The sequence below is a fragment of the Sporosarcina sp. 6E9 genome (assembly GCF_017921835.1).
GTDB lineage: Bacteria > Bacillota > Bacilli > Bacillales_A > Planococcaceae > Sporosarcina.
Genome location: NZ_JAGEMN010000003.1, coordinates 69,915 through 88,991, shown reverse-complemented (window position 1 = coordinate 88,991; position 19,077 = coordinate 69,915). Strand labels below are relative to the sequence as shown.

Annotated in this window: 20 protein-coding genes; 16 read left to right on the top strand and 4 right to left on the bottom strand. The window is 41.0% G+C overall.

Translation table 11 applies throughout. The features are described 5' to 3' along the window. Positions 1 to 2: 2 nt before the first annotated feature. Together J4G36_RS13455 and J4G36_RS13450 are read right to left on the bottom strand one after the other, a co-directional pair. Complete coding sequence (locus tag J4G36_RS13455; protein ID WP_210470918.1) at positions 3 to 368, bottom strand: DUF2188 domain-containing protein; 366 nt, start codon at positions 366 to 368, stop codon at positions 3 to 5. Positions 369 to 419: 51 nt separating this feature from the next. Next, a complete protein-coding gene (locus tag J4G36_RS13450) occupies positions 420 to 890 on the bottom strand; it encodes a nucleoside deaminase (protein ID WP_210470917.1) in 471 nt (156 codons plus the stop codon). A gap of 172 nt (positions 891 to 1,062) precedes the next feature. Here J4G36_RS13450 and putP point away from each other — a divergent pair, with 172 nt between their 5' ends. The 3 genes from putP to hflX all read left to right on the top strand — a co-directional run bounded on the left by putP (position 1,063) and on the right by hflX (position 4,626). Continuing rightward, positions 1,063 to 2,547, top strand: a complete 1,485-nt coding sequence (putP, locus tag J4G36_RS13445; protein ID WP_210470916.1) for a sodium/proline symporter PutP — start codon at positions 1,063 to 1,065, stop codon at positions 2,545 to 2,547. Positions 2,548 to 2,568: 21 nt separating this feature from the next. Beyond that, complete coding sequence (locus J4G36_RS13440; RefSeq protein ID WP_210470915.1) at positions 2,569 to 3,267, top strand: VOC family protein; 699 nt, start codon at positions 2,569 to 2,571, stop codon at positions 3,265 to 3,267. A gap of 87 nt (positions 3,268 to 3,354) precedes the next feature. Next, positions 3,355 to 4,626: a GTPase HflX gene (gene hflX, locus J4G36_RS13435; RefSeq protein ID WP_210470914.1), complete on the top strand. Its 1,272-nt coding sequence runs from the start codon at positions 3,355 to 3,357 to the stop codon at positions 4,624 to 4,626. A 92-nt stretch (positions 4,627 to 4,718) separates the two neighbouring features. Here hflX and J4G36_RS13430 read toward each other — a convergent pair whose 3' ends face one another. Next, a complete protein-coding gene (locus tag J4G36_RS13430) occupies positions 4,719 to 6,437 on the bottom strand; it encodes an ABC transporter ATP-binding protein (RefSeq protein WP_210470913.1) in 1,719 nt (572 codons plus the stop codon). A 276-nt stretch (positions 6,438 to 6,713) separates the two neighbouring features. On the opposite strand from J4G36_RS13430, the gene J4G36_RS13425 reads away from it, so the two are divergent. The 11 genes from J4G36_RS13425 to J4G36_RS13375 all read left to right on the top strand — a co-directional run bounded on the left by J4G36_RS13425 (position 6,714) and on the right by J4G36_RS13375 (position 17,278). Continuing rightward, entirely contained in the window at positions 6,714 to 7,664 is a 951-nt protein-coding gene (locus tag J4G36_RS13425; RefSeq protein WP_210470912.1) for an ABC transporter permease, read from the top strand. Beyond that, positions 7,657 to 8,607, top strand: coding sequence for an iron chelate uptake ABC transporter family permease subunit (locus J4G36_RS13420; protein ID WP_210470911.1), 951 nt, complete (start codon positions 7,657 to 7,659; stop codon positions 8,605 to 8,607). Before J4G36_RS13425 ends, J4G36_RS13420 begins: the two co-directional genes overlap by 8 nt. Continuing rightward, entirely contained in the window at positions 8,604 to 9,368 is a 765-nt protein-coding gene (locus J4G36_RS13415) for an iron ABC transporter ATP-binding protein (protein ID WP_210470910.1), read from the top strand. The genes J4G36_RS13420 and J4G36_RS13415 overlap by 4 nt, the downstream gene beginning before the upstream one ends. A 15-nt stretch (positions 9,369 to 9,383) precedes the next feature. Continuing rightward, on the top strand, positions 9,384 to 10,340 hold the full coding sequence (locus J4G36_RS13410) for a siderophore ABC transporter substrate-binding protein (protein ID WP_210470909.1): 957 nt from the start codon (positions 9,384 to 9,386) through the stop codon (positions 10,338 to 10,340). A 206-nt stretch (positions 10,341 to 10,546) separates the two neighbouring features. Next, complete coding sequence (locus J4G36_RS13405; protein WP_305792228.1) at positions 10,547 to 11,773, top strand: MFS transporter; 1,227 nt, start codon at positions 10,547 to 10,549, stop codon at positions 11,771 to 11,773. A 128-nt stretch (positions 11,774 to 11,901) separates the two neighbouring features. Next, the gene (locus J4G36_RS13400; protein ID WP_210470907.1) at positions 11,902 to 12,237 is read left to right on the top strand and encodes a DUF6054 family protein; all 336 of its coding nucleotides are present in this window, start codon (positions 11,902 to 11,904) and stop codon (positions 12,235 to 12,237) included. 72 nt (positions 12,238 to 12,309) lie between these two features. Further along, positions 12,310 to 12,957: a uracil-DNA glycosylase gene (locus J4G36_RS13395; protein WP_210470906.1), complete on the top strand. Its 648-nt coding sequence runs from the start codon at positions 12,310 to 12,312 to the stop codon at positions 12,955 to 12,957. 41 nt (positions 12,958 to 12,998) lie between these two features. Next, positions 12,999 to 14,738 carry an ABC transporter ATP-binding protein gene (locus tag J4G36_RS13390; protein ID WP_210470905.1) on the top strand — a complete coding sequence of 580 codons (1,740 nt, stop codon included), beginning with the start codon at positions 12,999 to 13,001 and terminating at the stop codon, positions 14,736 to 14,738. Between the two features lie 23 nt (positions 14,739 to 14,761). Beyond that, positions 14,762 to 15,733 (top strand): ABC transporter ATP-binding protein, encoded by a 972-nt coding sequence (locus J4G36_RS13385; protein ID WP_210470904.1) that lies wholly within the window; start codon positions 14,762 to 14,764, stop codon positions 15,731 to 15,733. Then, on the top strand, positions 15,730 to 16,371 hold the full coding sequence (locus J4G36_RS13380) for an ABC transporter permease (protein WP_210470903.1): 642 nt from the start codon (positions 15,730 to 15,732) through the stop codon (positions 16,369 to 16,371). Before J4G36_RS13385 ends, J4G36_RS13380 begins: the two co-directional genes overlap by 4 nt. Before the next feature lie 16 nt (positions 16,372 to 16,387). Then, the gene (locus J4G36_RS13375; protein WP_210470902.1) at positions 16,388 to 17,278 is read left to right on the top strand and encodes a glycine betaine ABC transporter substrate-binding protein; all 891 of its coding nucleotides are present in this window, start codon (positions 16,388 to 16,390) and stop codon (positions 17,276 to 17,278) included. A gap of 195 nt (positions 17,279 to 17,473) precedes the next feature. Here J4G36_RS13375 and J4G36_RS13370 read toward each other — a convergent pair whose 3' ends face one another. Then, positions 17,474 to 17,764: a nucleotide pyrophosphohydrolase gene (locus J4G36_RS13370; RefSeq protein ID WP_210470901.1), complete on the bottom strand. Its 291-nt coding sequence runs from the start codon at positions 17,762 to 17,764 to the stop codon at positions 17,474 to 17,476. A 93-nt stretch (positions 17,765 to 17,857) separates the two neighbouring features. On the opposite strand from J4G36_RS13370, the gene J4G36_RS13365 reads away from it, so the two are divergent. Both J4G36_RS13365 and J4G36_RS13360 read left to right on the top strand, forming a co-directional pair. Next, positions 17,858 to 18,448, top strand: coding sequence for a DNA-3-methyladenine glycosylase (locus J4G36_RS13365; RefSeq protein WP_210470900.1), 591 nt, complete (start codon positions 17,858 to 17,860; stop codon positions 18,446 to 18,448). Positions 18,449 to 18,509: 61 nt separating this feature from the next. Further along, positions 18,510 to 19,022: a type 1 glutamine amidotransferase domain-containing protein gene (locus tag J4G36_RS13360; protein WP_210470899.1), complete on the top strand. Its 513-nt coding sequence runs from the start codon at positions 18,510 to 18,512 to the stop codon at positions 19,020 to 19,022. Positions 19,023 to 19,077: the final 55 nt, after the last annotated feature.

The window sequence follows — 19,077 nt, the reverse complement described above, 5'->3', positions numbered from 1 at the left end:
TTTCAATCATACAAGGTATCTTCATGCGAACCGTCTTCGTGATAGATGATCAAAATACCATTTTGTTCATTCACATAGGACTTCGCTTTCTCCAATAAATCATTTTTCGTGTCTTTTTTGAAAATTGCTCTGTCGCCAGCCACTTTTTTGAAAATCCATTGATTTGATTTTGAAATCACTTCATATTCAGGTCTATTGCCGTCGTCGCCGTGAACATATTCACGCGCTTTTGACATTGCGATGGGAATGGCGCGTCCATCATCATAGCCTTCATCTAAAAGTGCATTTGCAATTTCGATTGTCTTACGACAAACATCTGGTTCAAGGTTTTTAAACGACGCGGGATAATCATTCTGATTCCAGGGCATCGTGAATCGCCTCCTTGGAATTACGATACCCATTGGAAAAGAAATCAAAACTTAAGCATGCGAGTTTTTACGATTCCACTCGTGAAACGGGGCAAGACAATTCTCTGTTTTCACTTGAATGAAGGGAACTTCTCTGTTTTCAGGTTCCTTAGTTTGATCGGAAAAGAATGCGGCAAGTGGATTTTCGAAATTAGCATCTTCTAAAGCTTCAGATTTGCTGCATGCATAGTAAATATTTCCGACAGCGGACCAATAGGCAGCGCCTAAACACATCGGACAGGGTTCGCCACTAGCGTATAAAACACAGTCAGAAAGATCAATTGATGAAAGCGCCGTGCAGGCTTCGCGAATTGCGAGTAGCTCAGCATGGGCTGAAGGGTCATTGTTGACGTGGACAAGATTAGTTCCAGTGCCAATAATTTCGCCGTCCTTCACAACGATTGCCGCAAATGGACCACCGCCGTTTCGCACATTCTCGATTGCCATTTCCACAGTTTTATCGAGCCATTTAGTATGATTCATATTTATTTCCTCCTTGTCGTTTCTTGTATATTTCCCGGGGAATTTAGGGGAAATAAACAAATTCTGTCTACAAGTGTACTATACATCTGAAGCAGAGTTGCGAAAATCATATATCTTTGGGAAGGAAAAACTGTTTTAATAGTAATTATAGAACATAAAGGAGTGAATGATCTTGTCTAACGACACCTATCAATTAATTGCAATTATTTTGTACATGGCCGCGATGTTAATCATCGGGTACTATGCTTTTCGGAGAACATCAAATCTGACAGATTATATGTTAGGTGGCCGATCTTTGGGCCCGGCAGTTACTGCACTTAGTGCTGGAGCAGCTGATATGTCTGGATGGTTACTCATGGGCCTGCCAGGTGCCATTTACGTGAATGGGTTAGCCGGTGCTTGGATTGCTATCGGATTAACAGTTGGGGCTTATTTAAATTGGTTGTTCGTTGCACCGCGATTACGTGTATATACCCAAGTTTCAAATGAATCCATCACAATTCCAAGCTTTTTGGAAAACAGATTAAAAGACAAGTCCGGGCTTCTTCGAATTGTTTCGGGAATCATCATCTTACTATTTTTTACGTTTTACGTTTCATCGGGAATGGTAGCGGGCGGTGTTTTTTTTGAAAGCTCGTTTGGACTCGAATACCATACCGGCCTCCTAATTGTTTCGGCTGTTGTCTTGGCGTATACGCTATTCGGTGGATTCCTAGCGGTTAGTTATACGGATTTTGTACAAGGTCTTATTATGTTTCTTGCGCTGATTCTAGTTCCATTGTTCGGGATTTTTATGACAGGCGGATTCGGAGAAACAGCTGCAAGTATTCGGGAAGTGAATCCAAACTTATTGAATATGGTTTCTGGTGTGACTGTCCTTGGCGTTCTTTCTTCGGTTGCCTGGGGACTGGGCTATTTTGGACAACCGCATATTATTGTTCGATTTATGGCGATTACATCTGTTAAAGAGACGAAACACGCTAGACGAATTGGAATCGGTTGGATGATCCTGAGTTTGGTGGGCGCTGTTGCAACAGCGCTTGTTGGAATTGCTTATTACCAACAAAACGCGGGGACGAAGTTGGTTGATCCTGAAGCTGTGTTTATCGCGTTAGGTCAAATCATTTTCCATCCATTCATTGCCGGAATCATGCTCGCTGCTGTTTTAGCTGCAATTATGAGCACGATTTCTTCACAGCTTATTGTTACGTCCTCCGCACTGATTGAGGATTTATATAAAGCCATTATTAAGAAAGATGCTCCGGATAAACGATATGTGTTTTTAGGGAGAATGTCAGTCCTGTTAGTTGCCATCGTAGCCGCAATCTTGGCCTGGGGAGATCATGATACAATCCTGAAACTCGTGTCGTTCGCATGGGCTGGGTTTGGGGCGTCATTCGGTCCCATTATTTTGTTATCGTTATACTGGCGGAAAATTACAACTACAGGGGCATTGTCAGGTATGGTCGTCGGTGCGATAACAGTCATTATTTGGGGGAATATAAAAGTGCTTTCTGATACGCTTTATGAAATTGTTCCCGGATTCATTTTATGTCTTCTTGTGACATATTTAGTTAGTTTATTGACCTATAAAAAGAACCCTATAATCGAACAAGAATTTACGGATACATTAGAAAAACTGACTAGGGAAAGATAATTTATTGAAAGAGGGATGGGAATGATTAAACTTGATCATGTTGTTTATTTCACAGAGAAATCTCCCGAAGAAGTAGTCAATGAACAAGGTAAAATTGGGTGGCATGCGGTAATTGGCGGTAGTCATGAAAAATGGGGAACGCATAACGCACTTATGTACGTGAGAAATGCGTATATTGAATGGCTTTCTGTAGAAAATAAACACATAGCGGAAAAATCGGATCATCAACTGGTTAATTTATTGTTACGGGATGTATCCGGTGGGGATGCTTGGGGTACGATTTGTCTCACAGTCGATAACATTGAATCTTTCGATACGAATATCCGTGCGCGAGGTTATCAAACATCTGGCGTGATTCATGCCGAAAGAAAGACAGCAAGAGGAGATAGTCGAAAATGGAAAATGCTATTTATCAACCAACAGCCGTCAGCTAATTTGCCCTTGCCATTTTTCATTGAATGGGAAAAAGGTGATGAGGCGCGTTTAACTGAGTTGCGCGAGGATGGAACCATTTTACCGGACAATGAAAAACTGGTCATTACGGAATGCATATTCACTGTGAATGACCCTACCCAAGTTGCTAAAGAATGGGCGTCCTTATTATCGACGACGCATTCAGACAACACAATTGCATTACCAAATGCCGACCTAAAATTCATTAGACAGGAACACAAAGTAAAAGAAGAAAGACTGATAGAAGTAGTCATTGAGCATGTATGAGCTTAAGTAATAGAATCCCTTCGTTTGTTGCAAGAAAATGGATATGGTAAAATTACAATAGGTAAGTCGTTGAAGGGAGTCGTTTTATTGGATATATTAGTCGAACGTGCCGTGCTAGTCGGTGTACAAGTTCAGACAGATGATCATTTTGAATACTCGATGGAGGAACTTGCAAATCTGGCTGAAGCGATTGATGTGGAAGTCGTTGGCACCGTCGTACAAAATATGGAGCGTGTAAATCCTTCTCATTACGTCGGGACGGGAAAAATTAGTGAGATTAGAAATTACTTTGAAGAAACAGATGCGAATTTAATCATCTTCAATGATGAATTATCGCCATCCCAAATCCGAAATTTGGAAAATGGGCTAGAATGTAAAGTAATCGATCGAACCATGCTGATACTTGATATATTTGCAAGACGGGCTCGTTCTAGAGAGTCTAGAATGCAAGTGGATTTAGCGCAATTACAATACATGTTGCCTCGTTTAATTGGCCTTCGTGCGTCATTAAGCAGGCAAGGCGGCGGAACGGGCGGCGGTTTCCAGAACAAAGGAGCCGGTGAAACGAAGCTTGAGCTTGACCGAAGAGTGATTGAGGATCAAATTGCCAAGTTGAAACGCGATTTAGAAAGTGTTGGGGCGCAGCGTGAAACACAACGGAAACAGCGTAGAAGAAGCGGTTTGCCTGTCGTCTCACTCGTAGGTTATACGAATGCTGGAAAATCAACGCTTATGAACGGACTTCTCGAAAAGATGAATGTTTCGGTAGAAAAACAAGTGTTTGAAAAGGATATGTTATTCGCGACACTTGATACTTCTGTAAGGAATGTCAAACTGCCGGACAATAAAGAGTTTCTGCTAACTGACACAGTTGGTTTTGTTGGTAAACTGCCGCATAGCCTGGTGAAAGCATTCCGTTCTACGTTAGAAGAAGCCCGCGATGCGGATCTTCTGCTTCAAGTGGTTGATGTTTCACACCCTGAATATCGCTTCATGATGGATGTTACCGATCAAACCTTGAATGATGTAGGCGTGGAAAATGTTCCGACGATAAACGTGTTCAATAAATCTGATTTGGCGGAAGTTCAGTATCCGCAAGTAAATGAAAATAATGTATGGTTGTCGGCAAAAGACGGCAAAGGTTTAGACCAGCTTGTCGATTTAATTAAAAAGCATGTTTTCGATAAATATGTTACGTGTAAGTTACTCGTACCATTTGACCGTGGAGATGTTGTCGCTTATTTAAATGACAAAGCAAATGTGAAAACAACTTCGTACGACGAAGACGGAACAGTTATGACTGTTGAAATGTTAGTGTATGACCGTGAACGTTTCGAAGAGTTTGTGACGAGCTACTAAAGGGAAAATGCACCGCAAGACCGGGGGAGGTCGTTTGCGGTGCATTTTTTTGAGAAAGGGGGATGAACTTATACTGTCCAAAAAATCGAAAGTTAAACTTTTTGAAATTGAATGTTATGCAGATGCGCAAAAATCCCGTCTTTTTCGAGCAGTTCAGTATACGTGCCATCTTCCGCGATACCATCCTCAGTGACAACAATGACGCGGTTTGCATCACGAATTGTTGCAAGTCGGTGGGCTATAACAAGTGTCGTTCTATTTTCAGCTAGTTCAGTGAGTGACTGCTGAATAATCCGCTCTGTTTCTGTATCCAGTGCAGATGTCGCTTCATCTAAAATTAGAATCGGAGGATTTTTCAAGAACATCCGTGCAATTGCGAGTCGCTGTTTTTGTCCGCCCGAAAGTTTTAATCCTCGTTCGCCAATTTGAGTTTCGTAACCTTGTGGCAATGAAGCAATATATTCCTCCAGATGGGCTTTACGCGCCGCCTCATAAATATCTTTATCAGAAGCCTCTAAGTTCCCATAAGCAATATTTTCCTTAATGGTTCCCGTAAATAAGAAGACGTCCTGCTGAACGATACCGATTTGCGCACGAAGCGATTTTTGCGTCATTTCACGAACATCAATCCCGTCAATTGAAATAGACCCTTCATTCACATCATAAAATCGAGGGATTAATGAACAAATCGTTGTTTTACCGGCACCAGATGGTCCAACGAAAGCGACCGTTTCGCCTGCACGAATACTTAAGCTAACGTCATTTAAAACAGCTTTTGTGTTGTCATAACTGAACGAAACATCTTTAAAGACGATATCGCCTGTTAAATGATCAACAGTAATTGCATTGGGATGGTCCTCAATTTCAGGTTCTTGATCGAGTAAATTGCGGAAGCGGCGAAAACCAGCCATTCCTTTTGGATAAAGTTCCAGTAATGCACTAATTTTATCAACGGGTTTGATGAGAATATTAACAAAGAGAATAAACCCAACAAGTTCACCGTAAGTTAGTTTTCCGTTAAATGAAAACCAGGCACCGACAACGAGAACGACTAAAGTCATTAATCGAGTCATCATATACATACTCGAATGCGTCCAAGCCATCACTTTATAAGCAACAAGCTTTGCGATTCTAAAGTTCCCGTTATCCGTTTCAAAACGTGAGATTTCAAATTCTTCGTTTGTAAAAGATTGGACAACACGCGCACCAGATACGCTATCTTCCACACGAGCGTTAACATCTGCAATTTTACCGTACATATTCGTCCATGCTTGGTTCATTTTAATGTTACAGAATGTAACGAGCACGACAAGAAGCGGTACGATGACGATTGCAATGATAGCAAGTTCTGGATTGATATTGTACATGAGTATAAATGCACCAACAAGTGTCATAATCGCGATGAACAGATCTTCAGGACCATGATGGGCAAGTTCTCCGATGTCGAACAAATCATTGGTGATACGACTCATGATATGTCCAGTTTTCGTATTATCAAAAAATCTGAACGATTGCCGTTGCACATGATTGAAAAGTTGTTGACGCATATCGGTTTCAATATTAATGCCTAGTTTATGGCCAAGATAACTGACGATATATTGAAGAAATGTACTTAATATGTAAATCAGAAGTAATAGAATGCTGACTGTTACAATCTTACCCCAATTGCCCCCTGGCAATAAAACGTCAATAAACCATTGAACCGCCAATGGAAATGCAAGTTCAAGCAAAGCAACGAATACGGCGCTCGAAAAGTCGATGATAAACAGTCGTTTGTGTGGCTTATAATAAGAAAAGAATTGTTTTAACAAAATGTTTTAGTCCCCCTTCAGTAAAAGTTAGTATAGCGGATTATGTCATTTAAAACGACATTTATATTCAATATGCGAAATGTATTTGTTATTAATTAGCGCCTTCTTTTTTTGGATACTATTCTCATATAGTCCATAGTAATCTAATTGATAATCATTTTCAATTATAATTGACAACGAATTAACCGGTGCTATAATTAAGATTGAGTCTAATTGATAATGGTTTTCAATGCAGTATTCTCAATTAGATTTAAATAACCGATATCGAGGCTATCCATGAGAAAACGTTATTTGATCGTCGCATTAATAGGCCTATCCTTCTTATCTTTATTTGTAGGAGTTAGCCATATAACCCCGATGAGTCTACTAGATTTTAAATCGGAAGAGACTGAAATATTTTTGATCAGCCGTTTACCCCGACTCGTTGCAATCATTCTAGCAGGTGCTGGTATGAGTATTTCGGGACTCATTATGCAACAGCTGAGCAGAAATAAATTTGTTTCCCCGACAACTGCTGGTACGCTCGATGCAACACGGCTTGGAATTCTTGTTTCAATGCTCTTGTTCGCGAACGCATCAACAATTGAGAAGATGATTGTCGCATTTGCATTTGCGCTTGCCGGCACGCTGCTGTTCATGCAAATACTTGATCGGATTAAGTTCAAGGACGCGATATTCATTCCGCTAGTGGGACTAATGTTTGGGAGTATACTGTCATCTGTAACAACGTTTTTAGCCTATCGGGCGGACGTTATTCAAAATATGTCAGCATGGTTACAAGGCGATTTTTCGATGATTATGAAAGGACGTTTTGAACTTCTCTACATAAGTATCCCTGTTATTGTAATTGCGTATCTGTACGCAAATCGATTTACAGTAGCTGGCATGGGAGAAGACTTTTCGAAAAACCTTGGTCTTGCCTACAGGCGAGTCGTAAATATTGGTCTTATACTTGTTGCACTAATTACGACAACGGTCGTTTTAACAGTGGGGATGATTCCTTTTCTAGGTTTAATTATCCCAAATATCATTTCAATCTTTAAAGGCGATCACTTGCAAAAGACTTTGCCGCATACCGCGCTGCTTGGCGCGATATTTCTTCTCATTTGCGATATTTTGGGTCGAGTGCTCATTTATCCATATGAAATATCAATTAGTTTAATGGTAGGCGTCATTGGAAGCGGAATTTTCCTCTATTTGCTGTTTAGGAGGAAATCGTATGCGTAATTCAACAAAAATGATTATACTCAGTTCATTTGCTTTGTTTTTCTGTAGCCTTTACTTATTTCAAGGTTTAAACGGAAGTTTCGATTATGCATTGCCGCGTCGCGGCATTAAATTGCTAGCAATGGTCATAACAGGTGTAGCGATTGCCTATTCAACTGTTATCTTTCAAACAATCACACATAATCGGATTTTAACGCCGAGCATTATGGGATTCGATTCACTATATTTACTCTTACAGACAGTGGGAATCTTTTTCCTAGGCTCATCGCATGTGACGATTGTTAACAAACATGTGAATTTCATTTTATCCGTATCGGCAATGATTGTGTTTGCGCTATTGTTGTACCAGTTTTTATTTAAATCAGGGAAGAGACCTATCTATTTCCTGTTGCTTGTCGGAATTATCGTAGGGACTTTCTTTGGGAGCATCTCAACATTTTTGCAAGTCCTAATTGATCCGAATGAGTTTTTACGTGTTCAAGACAAAATGTTCGCGAGCTTCAACAATGTTAGCGGAGATCTTGTCTGGTGGGCACTTGCCATAATTGTTATTTCAATGATTATCGGTTGGCGATCGATAAATGATTTGGACGTTTTGTCGCTTGGTAGAGATACGGCCATCAACTTGGGTGTATCCTATGACGCAGTCGTTAAAAAAACGCTCATCATTTCATCTGTACTCATTGCTGTTTCAACAGCACTCGTGGGTCCAATTACTTTTTTCGGACTCATCGTCGCAAATTTATCTTATCAATTCTTTAAAACATATAAGCATTCTGTTCTCATTGTCGGTGCATCCATTATGAGTATTTTCGCTCTCGTTGGTGGGCAATGGGTTGTGGAGCGCGTGTTTACGTTTTCGACGACGCTAAGTGTTATCATCAACTTCGTCGGTGGTATTTACTTCATCTACTTACTATTAAAGGAGAGTCGATCTACATGATTCAAGTCCGTGAGCTAACGAAGTTTTACGGTAAGAAAGCGGTCGTTGAAAATGTGAGTGTGAATATACATCCAGGAAAAATCACTTCATTTATCGGACCGAATGGTGCTGGAAAGTCAACGCTCCTTTCAATGGTAAGCCGCCTTCTTGATGCGGACACGGGCGAGGTGCTTGTCGATAAAAAAAACGTAAGAAAAATGAAGTCGAATGATTTTTCAAAACGAGTCTCGATATTAAAACAGTCAAATTTCATGAATGTTCGTTTGACAATTCGCGAACTTGTCTCTTTCGGTAGATATCCATATTCGAGAGGCCGTTTAAATGCAGAAGATATTCGCATTATCGACCAAGCCCTCGATTACATGGATTTAATGGGCATGCAAGATCGTTATTTGGAAGAACTATCAGGTGGTCAACGTCAACGGGCATTTATCGCCATGGTTATCGCACAGGACACCGATTATATTTTATTGGATGAACCTCTCAATAACTTGGATATGAAGCATTCAGTACAAATTATGAAAATCTTACGCAGACTTGTTGATGAACTTGGTAAAACCGTCATCATCGTTCTGCATGATATTAACTTCGCTTCAGTGTATTCAGATCGAATCGTTGCACTGAAAGACGGCCGTGTCATTAAAGACGGGCCGACCGATGACATTATTAACTCGGATTCCTTGAAAGAAATTTATGATATGGATATCCCGATTAAACAATTAAGTAACTGCCGTATTTGCGTGTACTTTAACTCTAATTAAAGGATGGGAAAAATAATGAAAAAAATATCTTTAGCAGTTATGATGTTTGCATTAATGGCTTTTCTAGTAGCATGTGGGAGCAATACTGAAAAACCTGAAACGTCTGGGTCAACAGGCGATAAAGCTGAAAGTGAAGTTATTGAAGTTACGCATGAACTTGATAAAAAGCCGGTAGAAGTAAAGAAAAACCCTGAAACAGTTGTCGTGTTCGATTTCGGAATGCTTGATGCACTTGACGAAATTGGTGTTGAAGTAGCAGGACTTCCACAATCAAACGTTCCAGGTTACCTGTCTAAATTTGAAGACACAAAATACAAAAACTTGGGTAGCTTGAAAGAACCCGATTTTGAAGCAATCCATGCGATGAAACCAGATGTGATTTTCATCTCTGGACGTCAGGCTGATCTTTATAAAGAATTTAGTGAGATTGCACCTACTGTCTACGTTGGTTTAGATACAGCGCATTATATGGATTCATTTAAAAAGAATATGGACCTTGTTGCCAAAATCTTTAACAAAGAAGATGAAATGAAAGCAGAACTAGCTGAAATTGATGAGCAAATTGCTGCGATTAATGAGAAAACGTCAGATCTTGATGAAAATGCATTAATCGTTCTTGGAAGTGAAGGAAAAGTAAGTGCATATGGACCTAATTCACGTTTCGGTTTAATACATGATGTGTTTGGTTTCAAAGCAGCCGATGAAAAAATAGAAGTATCGACACATGGTCAAAACATTACGTTTGAATACATTCTTGAAACAAACCCAGATATTCTATTTGTTGTAGACCGTGATGCGGCAATTGGCACAGAGTCAAGTGTTAAAGATTCAATCGAAAATGATCTTGTTAAGAAAACAAATGCTTATAAAAATGGCAAAGTAATTTATTTAAACGCTGATTACTGGTATCTATCAGGCGGCGGTCTTCTTTCAATGAAAGAAATGATTAATGAAATGGAAGAAGCGTTTTAATATTAATAAGAATGGGGAATCGGTCTTCTATAGGCCGATTCTTTTTTATATGGAAAACTCATGGCAATGAAGATCTGCGTATAGTTTTCCGATTTGTGTGAACCCTATTTACAGGCTCGGCGGAAAGTCTAGTACTTATTATTTTAAAAAACCTTTGTGTTAGTTTAATAAGTGGCGTAAAATGACATGTGTCATGACACCTGAATATGAACACGGGGAGTAGAGGGATTTTGAAGCAGAAAAAAGAAATATCACGTAACCGCTTGCTCGGCTTGGCTGGAACAGGATGGATGTTCGATGCAATGGATGTCGGAATCCTATCCTTTGTGATTGCAGCCGTTGCGCTTGAATGGAATTTAACATCTGTTGAAATGGGCTGGATCGGAAGTGTTAACTCCATTGGAATGGCAGTTGGTGCATTCGGATTCGGTTTATTAGCGGATCGGATTGGGCGAAAGAATGTATTTATGATCACGCTTGTTTTATTCTCAGTCGCAAGTGGTTTGTCTGCATTAACGATGACGCTAACTGCTTTTTTAATACTACGTTTCTTTGTTGGGGCTGGCCTAGGTGGGGAACTGCCAGTGGCATCGACACTGGTATCTGAAAGCGTAGACGCGAATGAACGTGGACGAGTTGTTGTGTTATTAGAAAGTTTTTGGGCGGCTGGATGGTTGATCGCTGCATTAATTGCCTATTTTGTGATTCCATCGTTTGGCTGGCGTGTTGCTTTGATTATTACTGCACTACCTGCATTTTACGCGATTTATCTTCGAAGAAACTTGCCTGACTCTCCAAAATATGTAGAAGACGGTAAACCGAAGCAATCCGCTGGTGCGAAGATCAAGCTTTTGTTGTCGAAAAAATACGCGAAGCGCACAGTTATGTTATGGATTGTTTGGTTCATGGTCGTATTCTCTTATTACGGAATGTTCCTATGGTTGCCGAGTGTGATGGTGATGAAAGGTTTTAGTATGATCAAAAGTTTTGGCTATGTACTTTTAATGACACTCGCACAGCTTCCTGGGTATTTCACAGCGGCCTGGTTAATAGAACGAGCAGGACGAAAATTCGTCTTGGCAACGTATCTTCTTGGAACAGCGACAAGTGCTATCATATTTGGAAATGCGGAAACACTTGGCTTATTACTCGTTTCAGGTGCACTGTTATCATTCTTTAATTTAGGCGCATGGGGCGCCTTATATGCGTATTCACCTGAGCAATATCCAACGTCTATTCGCGCGACAGGTTCAGGTATGGCCGCGGCAGTTGGTCGAGTCGGCGGTATTTTCGGTCCATTGCTTGTCGGTTCTTTATTGGCGGCGGGATATGGTTTCGGTTTAATTTTCGGGATTTTCTGCGGAGCCATTATTATCGGTGTCTTAGCAGTCGTCTTCTTGGGAACAGAGACAAAGCAGTTGGAGTTAGAATAAAATCATTTATAAAGTGCTTGAACGCTTCATTGTTCAGGCACTTTTTTGTTTTGCACATGCATCTTTACGAATGAAACCTCTTCAATGGTCAAACGTATAAAGAGTTAAAAGTAACGGGAGGAATAAAAATGACTGTACGAAATTTCCGTGTGAAATTAACACCGACAGAGGCAACGGAGAAAATTAAAGATTGGGTGCTTGGGAGAAATGTGAGTGGGGTACTGGTTGATCAATATGAAAGGAAGTTTGAAGATAAAGTTATCCATGTTGTTATTCTGGAAAAGTATTATATGCGTACGAGTAACCGCGCTTCACTTACGGTGACAATCGATAACTTTGATGGTGAAACGAATGTTCATGCAGTAGCTGCAGGAACTTCTGAAGGTATTTTACGTTTTGACTGGGGTGCCGGAAAGAATTTTTCTAACAGTGTAGAAAATGCACTGAATCCGTTCATAATCTAAGTAGTCCAGTACCTTTCCTTTATGTGGAGAGGTTATTTTTGTTACAGTAAAATAAAAGGAAAGGGTGTTTCGATGTTCCGCATACCAGAATCGATTGCACAACTTGGAAAAGACCGCATCGAAGGATTTCCAGTAGAAGGTTTTATTTACGGTGAAGGCCCGATAGATCCTGAACTTATGCTAATCGGTGAAGCACCCGGAGAATTCGAACTCGTGGACGGCATCCCGTTCATTGGGCGTGCTGGAAAAGAATTGATGAAATCATTGGCTACGATTGGTTTATCGCGGGAAGATGTTTATATAACGAGTGCTGTGCGAAGTAGACCTTACAGATGGGGAACGAAAAGAAATCGTGATGGTACTTTAACAGAGCGGAAATACAACCGGCCACCTACGCAAAAAGAGATTTTGGCACACGCGCCGGTACTCGACTATGAGTTATTGACTGTGAAACCGAAGTTGATTGTCACGCTTGGAAATGTTGGTTTGCAGCGTTTATTAGGGAGAGAGTCGAAAGTCACCGAATTGCACGGGCAACTGTTGGAAAGACCAGTTCAATATTTGAAAGAACTCGACGATACAAAATTTAGCTGGACGAATGAAACATTTACAATCGTCCCGACTTTTCATCCGGCCTCCATATTTTATCGTCCTTCACACCGGCCGTCTTTAGATGCGGACTGGTTAGAAATCGGGCGGCTATTGAATAACAACTCCTAGATATAATTATAAAAATAAACGCCAAAAGGGGAAGTGTTAGCATGTCGGAACAACTCAAAACTCGTAAAGAATCCTCTACGAAAAACTTTTTTGCTTTACTAAAAAAGTTGAAATGGCCAATTGGCGTCACAGTCCTTGCACTAATTCTTTCGCTAACGACGACGATAGCTGGGCTTGTCATACCGCTTATTACGAAAACGCTTGTGGATACGTTAGCGGATGCATTATTTAATTGGAAAACGGCGGCACTTTTGTTTGTGATTTTCATCGTACAAGCATTGACCGGCGGCGTATCCCACTATCTATTGACATATATAGGGGAAACGGTTGTCGCAGATTTGCGCGGGAAGTTGTGGAACAAAGTGCTCCGTCTACCGGTTTCGTATTATGATGCGAATGAAACCGGCGAAACGATGAGCCGGATTACACAAGATACAACAACGTTGAAGGAATTGGTGACGAATCATCTTGTGACTTTTGTATCCGGAGTCATATCGATTGTTGGATCGATTATTATTTTATTTTTCCTGTCGTGGCAAATGACATTAATCATGCTCATTAGTATTCCAATCAGCATGGCGATAATCATACCGCTCGGTCGTATAATGCATAAAGTGGCAAAGGCGACGCAAGCTGAGATGGCAAAGTTTTCAGGTCATCTAGGGCGTGTCCTTGGCGATATAAGATTAGTAAAAGCATCCCGTGCGGAGAAGACGGAAGCAGAACAAGGACAAAAAGCAATTCGTTCATTATTTGGCTTCGGTTTGAAAGAAGCGAAAATACAAGCTGTGATATCGCCCATCATGACGTTAACGATGATGAGTATTCTCGTCGTAATTTTAGGATATGGCGGCTCTCAAGTATCCAGGGGAATTTTATCGGCGGGGACGCTCGTTGCCATTATCTTTTTCATGTTTCAAATTATCGTACCGTTTGCGCAGATGGCATCATTTTTCACTTCATTTCAAAAAGCGGTTGGGGCGACTGAGCGTATTCAACATATTATTGAAATGGAAAGTGAAGTGTCAACGGGAGAAAAAGTTGTTCCAGAGGGAATAATCAAATTTGATGATGTTCATTTTTCCTATGAATCCGGAAAGGAAGTCCTCAGTGGAATCTCGTTTGAAGCGAATCCTGGAACAGTAACCGCCTTGGTAGGTCCAAGTGGTGGCGGCAAGACGACTGTATTTTCTTTGTTGGAAAGGTTTTATATGCCTACAAATGGGGAAGTGTCAATAGGAGGAAAATCGATTTATACAATTGCTCTGGCCGAGTGGCGGGGGAAAATTGGGTATGTTTCGCAGGAAAGCCCTTTATTAAGTGGTTCAATCATGGATAATATTGCGTATGGGCTTGATAGTAGACCGACGACTGAAGAAGTGAAGCGTGCTGCAGAAGCGGCGAATGCACTCGATTTCATCGAAGAAATGCCGGAACAGTTTGAAACGCTTGTCGGTGAACGTGGAATGAAATTATCGGGTGGACAGCGCCAGCGCATTGCGATTGCTAGGGCGTTACTTTATAATCCTGAAATATTGCTTCTTGATGAAGCTACGTCGAATTTAGACAGTGGTTCAGAAACTCATGTTCAAGAAGCGCTGGTACGGCTTATGGAAGGTCGAACAACGCTCATTATCGCACATAGATTGGCGACGGTTATTCATGCAGATCAGTTAATCTTCCTGGAAAAAGGAAAGATTACTGGTAAAGGAAAACATGAGGAACTCATTGCGACACATGATTTGTACCGTGAGTTTGCACAAGGACAAGGACTATTCTAACGATAGTCTATAGGAGTGAAGATGTGATTCGATTTGATAATGTAACGAAAGTGTTTCCAGATGGAACGAAAGCTTTAAACGGGGTTACAGTAACAATCCCGACACATAAATTAACTGCGATTATTGGTCCGAGTGGGTGTGGAAAAACAACACTGATGCGGATGATCAATCGATTAGAACTTCCGACATCGGGAGAAGTATATATCGATGAACAACCAATCTTGGAAAGAGATGAAGTTGAACTTCGACGTTCGATTGGCTACGTGATTCAACGAATCGGTTTGATTCCACATATGACAATTGAAGAAAACATTGCGATGGTTCCCGAAATGTTGAGATGGGAAGAAGACCGAATTTCAGCGAGGGTCGATGAATTATTGGAATTAGTCGATTTGGATCCAAAAACGTATAGAAGTCGTTATCCTTTTGAATTGTCTGGTGGCCAACAACAGCGTGTTGGGGTAAGTCGTGCTCTAGCAAGCGACCCTAATATTATATTGATGGACGAGCCCTTTTCAGCGCTTGACCCGATTAGCCGAGAGCAACTTCAAGTCGAGTTACGGAAGCTCCAAAAACAGATTAGGAAAACGATTGTGTTTGTCACGCATGATATGGATGAGGCACTCGAAATTGCTGATGAAATCATCATTATGCGCGAAGGTCAAATTGAACAGATGTCTTCACCAAATGAGTTAATAGAACACCAAGCGACAGATTTTGTTCGTGATTTCATCGGTCAAAAACGAATTGCACGTAGACGCGATTTTGCGCAAAGAAAACTCGTGGAATTCTCTGACATACTGGATGAAACCTGGGCAGGAGATAGCGTAAAGGTCGACGCGTTGATAACAGTTCAGGAAGCAATTGAAATTCTGGATAATCATTCAAATGGGCGTCTTGCCATTACAAGTCAAGACAGGATCGTCGGATATCTCGGACACCATACGCTCCTGAAGGCTGCCATGAAAGACCAGGAAGGGGCGCTTTCAGTATGAGTAATTTCTTCGATACGATTAGCAGCCGTTCAGATTTAATAACGGAAGCATTTCTGCAACATATCTATTTATCTTTTGTAGCGCTTGCAATTGGAATTCTAATTGCGCTACCTACTGGAATATTGGTCGCCAGGTATCGCCGTTTTGCAGAACCGATTATTGGCGTGACAGCGGTGCTGCAAACAATACCTAGTCTTGCATTATTTGGATTTTTAGTTCCGCTTATCGGAATCGGTTCAAAAACAGCACTTATTGCACTCGTTATTTATGCTTTATTACCAATTGTTCGTAATACATATGCCGGTTTGACTGGTGCCGATGATTCGATTATCGAAGCGGGTCGTGGAATGGGCATGACCCCAAACCAAATATTGAAAAAAATTGAGCTGCCGATTGCATTGCCCGTCATAATGGCGGGGATTCGAACAGCGACGGTTTTGACTGTCGGTATTGCAACGCTAGCGACCTTTGTGGGTGCGGGCGGTTTAGGCGACGTTATTTACAGAGGTCTCCAATCGTATAACAATGCTTTAGTTCTGGCAGGGGCGCTACCTGTTGCATTGTTGGCAATTGCGTTTGATTTAATGTTGAAGTGGGTGGAGAAAAGAGTTACGCCTAAAGGTATCAACAACCAATAGTTAAGGGGGGATTCATGTGAAGAAAATTACAGGAGTTATCGTTCTTGCACTTGTGCTTTTACTAAGTGCTTGCGGCTCGAAAGATGAAATAATCATCGGCGGAAAGCCATGGACGGAACAATATATCTTGCCTCACATACTAGGTCTCTATATTGAGTCTGAAACGGATTATAAGGTGAAATATGAAGACGGTCTTGGTGAAGTAGCGATACTGACACCCGCCATAGAAAAAGGCGAAATCGATTTATATGTTGAGTACACAGGGACGGGCCTTAAAGATGTATTAAAGGAAGAGTCAAAGGCTGGAGAGAGTTCTGAAAGCGTATTTGACCGTGTGAAAAAAGGGTACGAAGACAAATTTAAGGTGACTTGGTTAGCACCATTAGGATTTGAAAATGGCTATACGCTTGCCTATGCAAAAGACAAATCCTATGACTCAGCTACTTACTCGGAGCTTGCGGAAAAATCGTCAAAAGAAGATATCGTATTTGGAGCACCACATGCTTTTTACGAGCGTAAAGGTGACGGGTATGAAGATTTAAATAAGGCGTACCCATTTTCATTTGCAGATGCCAAAAGTTTAGATCCGAATGTGATGTATGAAGCGGTGAAAAACGGTGATGTTGATGTGATTCCTGCTTTTACAACGGATAGCAGAATTCAACTATTCGACTTGGCAACAACAAAAGATGACTTGGGCTTTTTCCCGAAATACGACGCAGCACCGGTCGTTCGTCAAGACACGCTGAAAAAATTCCCTGAGCTTGAAAAAGTATTAAACAGCTTAGCAGGAAAAATTACAGAAGAAGATATGTTGAAAATGAATTCCCGTGTGGATTTGGATAAAGATAAACCTGAAGACGTCGCGAGAGAATTTTTGATTGAAAAAGGTTTGATTAAGGAATAAATAACAAAGTTTTAAAGGAGTACTTGAAGCGTTCGCTATTCAAGTACTCCTTTTTTGTATCATTGATTTACTTGCTGTCCAAGATGGTTAGGAGAAAAGTCCCGACTTGCAAGCAAAGTCATTTAAGTGCAAGCAAATGTCGTAAGTGTGCAAGCAAACGCTGCTTTAGTGCAAGCAAACCTTTTATACCTGCAATCAAACAGGAAACCGTTCTTCGTTCTTCTCAATCTTCTTTCGCGCTTCCTCTTTAAGATCAATCCCTAGCAAATCAGCGAACTGCAACAAATAAATAAAAACGTCTGCCGCTTCTTCAGCAATTTCCTGCTTATTCTTCGCGAGTGCCTCCTCTGCTGATTGCCACTGAAAATGTTCAAGTAATTCACTGGCTTCGAGTGAAATGGATATCGCGAGATTTCGTGCATCGTGATTCCCGTCCCAGTTACGGGCTTTCGTGAATTTTATAATATCCTTTTGCAGTTTTTCCATGATGACCTCACCCACAATTCTTTTTACTTAATTATATCGTGTTAGTAAGTCAAAATGAAGGGAATAATAGCGTGTAGAAGGGGGCGATTCTGTATGTATAAACCAGTCGACAAATCATTTTTCGAATCACCTGGATTAGAACTTGCGAAAGAATTATTGGGACAATATATCGTCCACGAACAACCTTCGGGCCTGTTAGTAGGGAAAATCGTAGAAACAGAAGCTTATCAAGGACCAGCAGATCAAGCTGCGCACAGTTTCAACAATCGAAGAACCAAAAGAACGGAAATCATGTTCGGCAGTCCGGGGCTTGTCTACTCCTATCAAATGCATACCCATACACTTATCAACGTCGTTGCCGGCCCAGTTGGTACACCGCATGCAATTCTAATCCGTGCAGTTGAACCAGTACTCGGCCATGAAGTGATGCGTAAAAATCGCGGAGAGCACATGAAGGAAATCGATTGGACAAACGGTCCGGGTAAATTGACAAAGGCCATGAACATATCCATGGAATATTATGGCCATCATTGGTCACATGAACCGCTTTTCATTGCCGAAGGGGTGAAGGTTGAGGAAATTGTAGCTGGACCAAGAGTCGGGATCGGGAATTCTGGCGAAGCAGTTCATTACCCGTGGCGATTTTTTGAAAAAGATAATCCGTACGTTTCCAAATATCGATAAGTTTCCCAATATGTAAATCGGGTAAACAGTAGTATAACGAACAAAGGAGTGTCACATTTACATGGCTAAAATCGCTACATTAATCACAAATGAATTTGAGGACTCGGAGTTTACGGCGCCTAAAAAGGCATTTGAAGAAGCTGGTCATGAAGTTGTAACAATTGAGAAGGAATCAGGCGTGGAGATTACCGGTAAAAAAGGCGAATCATTAACAGTAGATCAAGGAATTGATGATGTGAAGCCTGAAGACTTCGATGCGTTACTTTTACCCGGTGGATTTTCCCCAGACATCTTACGTGCAGATGACCGTTTCGTGGAATTTACAAAAGCGTTCATGGATGATGAAAAACCTGTATTCGCAATCTGCCACGGTCCTCAATTATTAATCACGACAAAATCCCTAGAAGGAAGACATGCAACAGGATACAAATCCATTAAAGTCGATATGGAATACGCAGGCGCCCACTACCTAGATCAAGAAGTAGTTGTTTGCCAAAACCAACTGGTAACTAGCCGAACACCCGACGATATACCAGCATTTAATCGTGAAGCTTTAAAATTACTAGAAAAATAACTTTATCAAAAAATAGTTAGAAGAAGGTCAGGATACTGGCCTTCTTTCAGTTTGA